The sequence below is a fragment of the Streptomyces sp. LUP47B genome, assembly GCF_001746295.1.
GTDB lineage: Bacteria > Actinomycetota > Actinomycetes > Streptomycetales > Streptomycetaceae > Streptomyces.
The window spans coordinates 308,545-316,811 of the sequence record NZ_MJAH01000012.1 but is presented as its reverse complement, the minus strand read 5'-3'; the positions used below and the strand labels follow the sequence as shown (position 1 = coordinate 316,811).

8 protein-coding genes and 1 pseudogene are annotated in these 8,267 nt (G+C 72.5%); 2 read left to right on the top strand and 7 right to left on the bottom strand.

The genetic code is table 11. From position 1 onward, the window contains the following. The 4 genes and pseudogenes from BFN33_RS33005 to BFN33_RS32990 all read right to left on the bottom strand — a co-directional run. Nucleotides 1-385: pseudogene (locus BFN33_RS33005) on the bottom strand (ATP-dependent helicase); the annotation flags it as partial. An 85-nt stretch (nucleotides 386-470) separates the two neighbouring features. Continuing rightward, nucleotides 471-1,055: a sugar kinase gene (locus BFN33_RS33000; protein ID WP_069763832.1), complete on the bottom strand. Its 585-nt coding sequence runs from the start codon at nucleotides 1,053-1,055 to the stop codon at nucleotides 471-473. Further along, nucleotides 1,052-2,200 (bottom strand): ROK family glucokinase, encoded by a 1,149-nt coding sequence (locus tag BFN33_RS32995; protein WP_031051879.1) that lies wholly within the window; start codon nucleotides 2,198-2,200, stop codon nucleotides 1,052-1,054. The genes BFN33_RS33000 and BFN33_RS32995 overlap by 4 nt, the downstream gene beginning before the upstream one ends. A gap of 108 nt (nucleotides 2,201-2,308) precedes the next feature. After that, nucleotides 2,309-3,046, bottom strand: a complete 738-nt coding sequence (locus BFN33_RS32990; RefSeq protein ID WP_088245439.1) for a GntR family transcriptional regulator — start codon at nucleotides 3,044-3,046, stop codon at nucleotides 2,309-2,311. Nucleotides 3,047-3,176: 130 nt separating this feature from the next. Between BFN33_RS32990 and BFN33_RS32985 the strand changes: the two genes are divergently transcribed. Next, a complete protein-coding gene (locus tag BFN33_RS32985; protein WP_069763830.1) occupies nucleotides 3,177-4,199 on the top strand; it encodes a Gfo/Idh/MocA family oxidoreductase in 1,023 nt (340 codons plus the stop codon). A 380-nt stretch (nucleotides 4,200-4,579) separates the two neighbouring features. On the opposite strand, the gene BFN33_RS32980 is transcribed toward BFN33_RS32985, so the two are convergent. The 3 genes from BFN33_RS32980 to BFN33_RS32970 form a co-directional block, all read right to left on the bottom strand. Continuing rightward, on the bottom strand, nucleotides 4,580-5,767 hold the full coding sequence (locus tag BFN33_RS32980; RefSeq protein WP_069763829.1) for a cytochrome P450: 1,188 nt from the start codon (nucleotides 5,765-5,767) through the stop codon (nucleotides 4,580-4,582). Between the two features lie 39 nt (nucleotides 5,768-5,806). After that, nucleotides 5,807-6,496: a response regulator transcription factor gene (locus BFN33_RS32975; protein ID WP_176742519.1), complete on the bottom strand. Its 690-nt coding sequence runs from the start codon at nucleotides 6,494-6,496 to the stop codon at nucleotides 5,807-5,809. 92 nt (nucleotides 6,497-6,588) lie between these two features. Then, the gene (locus BFN33_RS32970; protein WP_069763828.1) at nucleotides 6,589-7,848 is read right to left on the bottom strand and encodes a sensor histidine kinase; all 1,260 of its coding nucleotides are present in this window, start codon (nucleotides 7,846-7,848) and stop codon (nucleotides 6,589-6,591) included. A gap of 169 nt (nucleotides 7,849-8,017) precedes the next feature. On the opposite strand from BFN33_RS32970, the gene BFN33_RS32965 reads away from it, so the two are divergent. After that, complete coding sequence (locus BFN33_RS32965) at nucleotides 8,018-8,218, top strand: hypothetical protein (protein WP_069763827.1); 201 nt, start codon at nucleotides 8,018-8,020, stop codon at nucleotides 8,216-8,218. Nucleotides 8,219-8,267: the final 49 nt, after the last annotated feature.

The following is an 8,267-nucleotide window of genomic DNA, read 5'->3' as shown; positions in this document are numbered from 1 at the left end:
CGGGCAGCAGGCGGCCGCGGGCGGTCAGCCGCAGCGCGTGCAGGGCGGCGGCGCCCCAGCAGGCCGTGGCGGGATGGGCGGCGGGATCGCGCCGGGCCCAGACGAGGAGCGGCAGGGCCGCACCGACCGGGAGCGAGAGGACGGGGGCGGTGCGACGCCGGACTCCGGCTCCGTGCGGTCGTACGACAGTGAGCTCGGTGCGCTCGGGCGACGCGGCGTCGGCCTCGGGGTGCTCGGCCGGCAGGGGCGCGCCCTCGGGATCCCAGAAGGCGATCCGCCCCTCACGGGGAAGTGGTGCGGGCAGGAAGACGGCCGCGAGCCGGACGGGAACGGCCGCCTCCCGCTGCTCGCCCGTGCGCTCGGCCACCACGGCGCTGTCGCTCATACGTCCTGTCACCTCCCGCCCGCATGTCGGATCACTCGTCTTCGACTCTACGGGCGGGGTCTGACAATCGGCTCCGGCGGCCGGGTCAGGGGACCGTGCGCGAGACGACGTACACCTTCGGGGCGTTCGGCACGGTCAGGTTGACCATGACGTCCTGCTTGGGCGCCGGGTCCTTCTGGGAGTGGGTCAGCCCCCACCAGGAGCGCGGTCCGTCGAACCGCCAGCCGCTGACCTTCTGGTCGCGTTCGCTGATGGAGATGTCGCCCTTCTTCAGGTCGGCGCGGCTGACACCCATGCCGGTGAGGAAGGCGGCCAGACCGGCGTCGGTCGTCCGGAACTGGACGTAGAGGCGACTGGTCTTCCAGTTGTTGGTCTCGTAGGAGGCGACCAGGTCCGCGGGGTGCGGGACCGGCACCTGGTAGAGGCGGCGCTGCACCTTGGACGGCCAGTCGGGCGTGAGGCCCGTCGCCGAGTACTTCGCCTCCTTGTCCTTGCCGCTGTCGCGGCTCTGGTTGGCGGAGATCACCAGATAGCCGGCCGGGACGCCGATGAGCAGACCGATGATGAGCAGCGTGATCGTCCGGCGGCGGATCATGTGACGGCGGTCCTCGGTGGGCCGCTCCGGCCCGCCGGGGGGCGCCGAGGTCTGGCGTGGCAGGGATGCCGTCATGCGGTGTCCCGGGACGTACGGCGGGCCTCCACGTACCGTTCGTATCGCTCGTGCCGCTCCACCCGGCGCCGGTTGGCACGGCGGAAGCGGCGGGCGACCAAGCGGGCGAGGTCGGCGGCGCCGACCATGCCGGCCTCGGGGCCGAGCTGGGCGCGGGCGATCCGGGCCTCGGGGCGGTAGCCGCGACCGGTGAGCTGGCGCTTGAAGGCGTCCCGCGCGGGGCCGATCAGCAGGTCGTCGGCCGCGCTGACGCCGCCGCCGATGACGAAGCAGGACGGGTCCAGGGCGGCCGCGAGGTTCGCGATGCCGACGCCGAGCCACTGGCCGATGTCCTGGAGCAGCTCGATGCACATCGCGTCGCCGTCGCGGGCCAGCTCGGTGATCATCGGACCGGTGATGTCGGCGATGTTGCCCTTGACGTGCTCGATGATCCCGTACGCCACCGGGGAGTCCGCGGCGGCCAGCTCCCTGGCCTCCCTGACCAGCGCGTTGCCGGAGCTGTACTGCTCCCAGCAGCCGCGGTTGCCGCACGGGCAGCGGTGGCCGCCGGGGACGACCTGCATGTGACCGAACTCGCCGGCGACACCGTACTTGCCGCGCTTGACCTGGCCGTCCTCCAGGATCGCGCCGCCGATGCCGGTGCCGAGCGTGATCATGACGAGGTGGTCCTCGCCACGTCCCGCCCCGAAGCGCCACTCGGCCCAGGCGGCGGTGTTCGCGTCGTTGTCCACCAGGACGGGGACCGCGAGGCGGCCGGCGATGCGGTCGCGCAGCGGCTCGTTGCGCCAGGACAGGTGGGGGGCGAACAGCACACGGTTGCGGTCGGCGTCGACCCAGCCGGCCGCGCCGATGCCGACCGCGTGCACGTCGTGGCGGTCGGACAGGTCCAGGACCAGTTCGACGATGGTGTCCTCGACGACCTTGGGGCTCTTGGACTTGTCCGGGGTCTCCGTGCGGACCTTCTCCAGGATGTTGCCGTCGGCGTCGACGACACCCGCCATGACCTTGGTGCCGCCGATGTCGATGCCCACCGTCGGCACGCGGGGTGCGGTCAGGTGTGAGCGGCGTTCCCGCGTGCCGACGGTCCGCAGGGCGGGGGCGCGGCGGGAGCCTATGGGGGCGCTGAAGTTGCCGTAGGTGCTCATCGGCCCCGATTCTGCCTCACCGTGTGTAGGGGTGCTGTGCGGGGGAGCGAAGGGGAGCGCGCGGGTCATGCGGTGCGGGTGGTTCGTGGCTGGTCACGCCGTTCCTCTTCAGGGGCGCACCAGGAGCTGGAATTCGAATGAGTAACGGGTCGGCCGATACGTATGTGTGCCGTACTCGACCGCTCTGCCCGTGTCGTCGAACGTGACGCGCTGCATGGTGAGCAGAGGGGCGCCCGCCTCCTCGGCCAGGCGTTCCGCCTCCGTCTGCGTGGCCGCTCGCGCGCCGATGGACTGGCGGGCGCTGTGCAGGGTGATGCCCGCGGCGCGCATCATGCGGTACAGGCCGGTGGCCTCCAGCTGGGCGGTGTCCAGGTCGAGGAGGGCCGGGGGAAGGTAGTTGCAGAGGTAGGCCATCGGCTCGCCGTGGGCCATGCGCAGGCGTTCCACCCGGTGTACGTCGCTGCCCTCGGCGACACCGAGCGCCGCGGCGATCTCGGCGGTGGCGGAGACGACCGTGTTGACGAGGACCCTGGTCGCGGGGCGCTGACCGGCCGCCTCCAGGTCGTCGTAGAGGCTGCTGAGCTCCAGGGGGCGCTTGACCTGGCTGTGCACGACCTGGGTGCCGACTCCGCGGCGGCGCACCAGCAGGCCCTTGTCGACGAGCGACTGGATGGCCTGGCGCACGGTGGGCCGGGACAGGCCGAGCCGGGCGGCGAGCTCGATCTCGTTGCCCAGCAGGCTGCCGGGGGTGAGCGTTCCGTGCTCGATCGCGGCCTCCAACTGCTGGGACAGCTGGAAGTACAACGGCACGGGGCTGCTGCGGTCCACACTGAGCTCGAGCGTCACGGTCGGGTCCACTCCTGGTTTCGGCACGGGCCCGAGCGTAGCTCCGTGCGTTGTTGACGGGAAGTCGTGTAGTCAGATTGTCCGGACATACAGATTGACAGCAGGGGGTTCCCGACCACACTTTGTTCACATGCGCATCGGGGTCATAGGGACGGGCCGCATCGGCACCATTCATGCGAACACGCTCAGCCGCCATCGGGAGGTCGGTTCCTTAATCCTCACGGACGCGGACGGGGCACGGGCCCAGGAGCTCGCGCACCGCCTCGGGGAGACCGCGGCCCCTGGGGTCGACGAGATCTTCAAGTGGGGCGTGGACGCCGTGGTGATCACCACGGCGACCTCGGCCCATGCCGAGCTGATCGGCCGGGCGGCGCGCTCGGGACTGCCGGTGTTCTGCGAGAAGCCCATCGCACTCGACCTGCCCGGCACGCTGCACGCCATCGCCGAGGTGGAGACCGCCGGGACGATTCTCCAGATGGGCTTCCAGCGCCGCTTCGACGCGGGCTACGTGGGCGCGCGCGAAGCGGTGCGCTCGGGACGGCTCGGACGGCTGCACACCGTGCGGGCGCTGACCTCCGACCAGGCACCGCCCCCGGTCGAGTGGCTGCCGCTGTCCGGCGGGCTGTACCGGGACACCCTGATCCACGACTTCGACGTCCTGCGCTGGGTGACCGGGCACGAGATCGTCGACGTGTACGCGGCCGGGTCCGACGCCGGTCCGCCGATGTTCCGCGCCGCGGGGGACGTCGACACCGCGGCGGCACTGCTCACCCTCGACGACGGAACCCTCGCGACGGCCACGGCGACACGGCTCAACGGGGCCGGGTACGACGTGCGCATGGAGCTCGCCGGGGAGCTGGACCAGGTCGTGGTGGGCCTGGACGACCGTACGCCCATCGCGTCCACCGAGCCCACGGGACCGCCCGCGGCGGACAAGCCGTGGACGGGGTTCCTGGAACGCTTCGGTCCGGCCTACGAGGCCGAGCTGGCCGCGTTCATCGAGGTGGTCCGGGGCGAGCGGGCGAACCCCTGCGACGGGCGCGAGGCGTTGCAGGCGCTACGGGTCGCCGAGGCGTGCGAGGTGTCCCGGCGGGAGCGCAGGGCCGTGCGGCTGGCGGAGATCCCGGGCGGTGCGAGCGCGGCCGCGTTCTGAACCCGTCACGGTCGGCCGACCTGGCCTCACCGGCCCAGCCGGGGTGACCCCGTCGTGCCCCAGCGGCCCAGCCGACGTCACCTCGCCACGGCACGCCAACCTCACGCCGTCACGTCCCAGGTCCTGAACGGTCACCCACCGCCCGCCCGTCCTCGTCACACTCGCCCCGTCACGCCCGCCCGACCTACCGCGCCACGCCCGCCCTACCGCGTCAGGCACACCCGTCCCCGTCGCGCCCACCCACCCCGTCCCCGTCACGCCCAGCCGACCTCGCCCCGTCGCACGGCGCCGACCTCAGCCCGCCCTGCCAGGTCCCCGCGCGAACCCAACCGAGCCCCTCCCGTCCCAGCCGAGGTCGTACCGGCCGAACCCGCCGAGCCCTACCACCGCACCGGCAGGCTCCGCACTCCCCTGATCAGCATTCCCGGCAGCCACTCCCCCGTGGGCCCGTCCAGGGCGAGGGCCGGGGCGCGGTCCAGCAGGGTCCGGATCGCCGTGCGCGCCTCCAGGCGGGCCAGCGGGGCGCCGAGGCAGTAGTGGATGCCGTGGCCGAAAGCGAGGTGGCCGCGCGGGTCGCGGCGGATGTCGAAGCGGTCCGGCGCCGGATAGCGGGAGTCGTCGCGGTCGGCCGCGCCCAGGCAGATCATCACCGGGTCGCCCTTGGCTATGGCCCGTCCCGCTATCTCCAGGGGCTCGGCGGCGTACCGGAAAGTCGCGTTCTCCACCGGGCCCTCGTAGCGCAGCGTCTCCTCGACCGCGCCGTCGATGAGGCTCATGTCGGCGCGCAGGGCGGCGAGTTGGTCCGGATGGGCGAGCAGGGCGTGCACGCCGTTGGTGATGAGGTTGACCGTGGTCTCGTGGCCCGCGATCAGCAGCAGGAAGGCCATACCGCGCAGTTCCGACGGGGAGAGCCGGTCGCCGTCCTCGGCGGTGGTGCGGATGAGGTCGCCGAGCAGGTCGTCGCTCGGTCCGGCGCACCGCTTGTCCTCGATGAGCTCCGACAGATACTCACCGAGGCGCAGGACGGCGTCGTACGAACTCTCCGCGCTGGTCGGTGCCACGACCTCCGTGGACAGCTTCCGGAACTCCGTGCGGTCCATCTCGGGTACGCCGAGGAGCTCGCAGATGACGGTGATCGGCAGCGGGTAGGCGAGGGACTGCACCAGGTCCGCGCGGCCGTGCGGCAGCATGGAGTTGAGGAGGTCGTCGATGATCTCCTCGATCCTGGGCCGCAGTTGCTCCACCCTGCGCATGGTGAAGGCTCGGGAGACGAGGCCGCGCAGCCGGGTGTGCTCGGGCGGGTCGCTGCTGAGCAGATGGCGGCCGATCAGCGCCTCGTCGTCGAACACCATGCCGATCCTGCGGCCGTCCTTGGACAGCCTCGGGTCGGCGAGCGCCGCGCGCGCCTCCTCGTGCCCGACGACGAGCCAGGTCGAGTAGCCGGCGTCGGAGCCGGGCGGTCGCACCCGGTGCACCGGGCCGAGGCCGCGCAACTCGGCGTACACGGGGTGCGGGTCGGCACGGAACGCGTCGCCGTACTCCCCGAGGTCGATCACTGCTTCGGTCATGGACTCCCCCTTCACACCTTCAACGCCCGGCACCCGCGCCTAGTGCCCGTCCGGCTCGGATTCCGCGGACTGCTCCAGCAGTCCCGCGTCGTACGCCAACAACGCGATCTGCACCCGGTTGTTGAGGTCGAGCTTGGCCAGCACGCGGGAGACGTGGGTCTTGACCGTGGCGACGCTCATGTAGAGGGCGGCGGCGATCTCGGCGTTGGACAGACCCTGTCCGACGGCGACGGCGACCTCGCGTTCCCGGTCGTTGAGGGCGGCGACGCGCTCACGCGCGCGTGCCCGTCGGGTGTCGGCGGCGGAGCCGACCGCGTGCTCCATCAGCTGGCGGGTGACGGTGGGCGACAGGACGGGGTCGCCGGCCGCGACCCGGCGTACGGCGGCGAGGATCTCGGCGGGCGGAGTGTCCTTGAGGACGAAACCGGCGGCGCCCGCGCGCAGGGCGCGCAGGACCTGCTCGTCGGCGTGGAAGGTGGTCAGGACGACGACCTGGGGGGCGTCGGGGCGGCCGCGCAGCCGTTCCGTGGCCGTGAGGCCGTCCACCGACGGCATTCTGATGTCCATGAGGACGACGTCGGGGCGGGTCCGGTCCACGGCCGCCTCGACCTCGGTGCCGTCCGCCGCCTCTCCGACGATCTCGATGTCCTCGGCGCCGCCCAGCATGAGGGACAGACCGGCCCGCACGAGGGGGTCGTCGTCGACGAGGAGCACTCTGATCACAGTCATGGGCCTACGTAATCACGCGGAGGCAGGGCGCAATCACCCTTGTGGCCGGGCGAGTTGCCCTGCCGACGACACCAGGGAACGTCCCTGCCGCTTCACCCCCACGGCAGCCACGCCCCCACCCCGAACGCCCCGTCCGGCTCCGCCCCGTACTCCAGCCGGCCGCCGGCGAGCGTGGCGCGCTCGGTGAGGCCGATCAGGCCCTGTCCCGAGCCGGGGACGTGCGGCACCTCGCCCTCGGGCGCGGGGTTCCGCACGGTCACGGCGAGGCCCTCGCCCGGGCCGCCGGTGACGGTGACCGTGACCTCCGTGCCGGGGGCGTGCTTGCGGGCGTTGGTGAGGCTCTCCTGGGCGATGCGGTAGGCGGTGCGGCCCACGGACGCGGGCACGGCGGCGGGGTCGGCCACGCGAGTGTCGAGGATGACCTTCATGCCGGCCTCGCGGGACTCGGCGACCAGTGTGTCCAGCGCCGCGAGGGTCGGCTGGGGCCGGCCGGTGTCGTCGTGGTCCGCCGCCCGCAGCACCCCGATGATCTCCCTGAGGTCCTGGAGCGCCTCGTGCGCGCTTTCCCGGATGACGCCGGCCGCCCGCGCGACCTCCTCCTGGGGCGCGTCCGGCCGGAACTCCAGGGCACCCGCGTGGACGCTCAGCAGCGTCAGCCGGTGCGCGAGGACGTCGTGCATCTCGCGCGCGATGGACTCACGGGCGAGCCGCTGCGCCTGCTCGGCCCGCAGCCGCGCCTCGGTCTCGGCGCGCCGGGCGCGGTCACGCAGGCTGAACATGAGCTGCCGTTTGGCCCGCACGAGCAGGCCCCAGCCGACGACCGCGGCGACCAGGACCACGGTGAGGACGACCGAGACGAGGTACGGCAGGTCCGCGTCGGGCCGCAGCCGGAAGGTGAGCGGGACCATGGCGATGTTGATGCCGGCCACCCAGGCGACGTACCGGAAGGGGCGGTGCACGGCGAGGGTGAAGACGGCGATCATGCAGGCGCCGCCTGCGGTGTCCGAGAGCACCCCGAGTGGGATCGTGGCCAGGGCGAGGCCGAGCGGCCAGCGGCGGCGCAGCCACACGACGGCGCAGGCGAGCGCGCCGATCAGCTGGTCGAGGGTGGCCGCCGTGTGCGACACATGGGGGTTGTTGCCCACCGAGTCCGCGGCGATCATGCCGATCAGGACGGCCAGAAGGAAACAGGAGAAGTCGACGATCCAGTCGCGCGCGGTACGCCGTGGCCGCCGTCCGGACCGGGCGGCGGACGGGTCGAACTCGTGGATCACCGCGGACGGCAGCAACCAGCGTCGGCCGGGGAAGGCCGGAGGTTCGGGAACCGTCTTGTCACCGCTCACGGTCGACAAATCTACGCAGCGCGGGCCCGCAGCACCCGTCCGTGGACGGCATCCGCGACCAAAGTCGCGGCACCGCAGACTTTCGTCGTCGGCGGCTCGGCGGTTCCGATGCTTTCGCGCGAGGAGGCTCGCCCCGCGGCCGATGTCCGTGGGGGGTCCGCGGGGCGAGGGTCCATCCATGAAGCAACTGCTGGAACTGCTCGGTTCTCTCGCCCTGGTGCAGGGCGGGGCGGGTCTGCTGCACGAGTTCACCGACTGGCACATCGGCCTCGTCCAGCGCATCGGTCTCCTCGACGGCTACGAGATCTACGCGAGCGTCGCCCTGATCGTGCTGGCGTTCGCGCTGTTCGCCGCCGCCGAGAGCCGGGGGTCCGGCTGAACACGGACCGGACCTCCGGCTGGACGCGCCGTTCTCCGGGCTGCCGGGT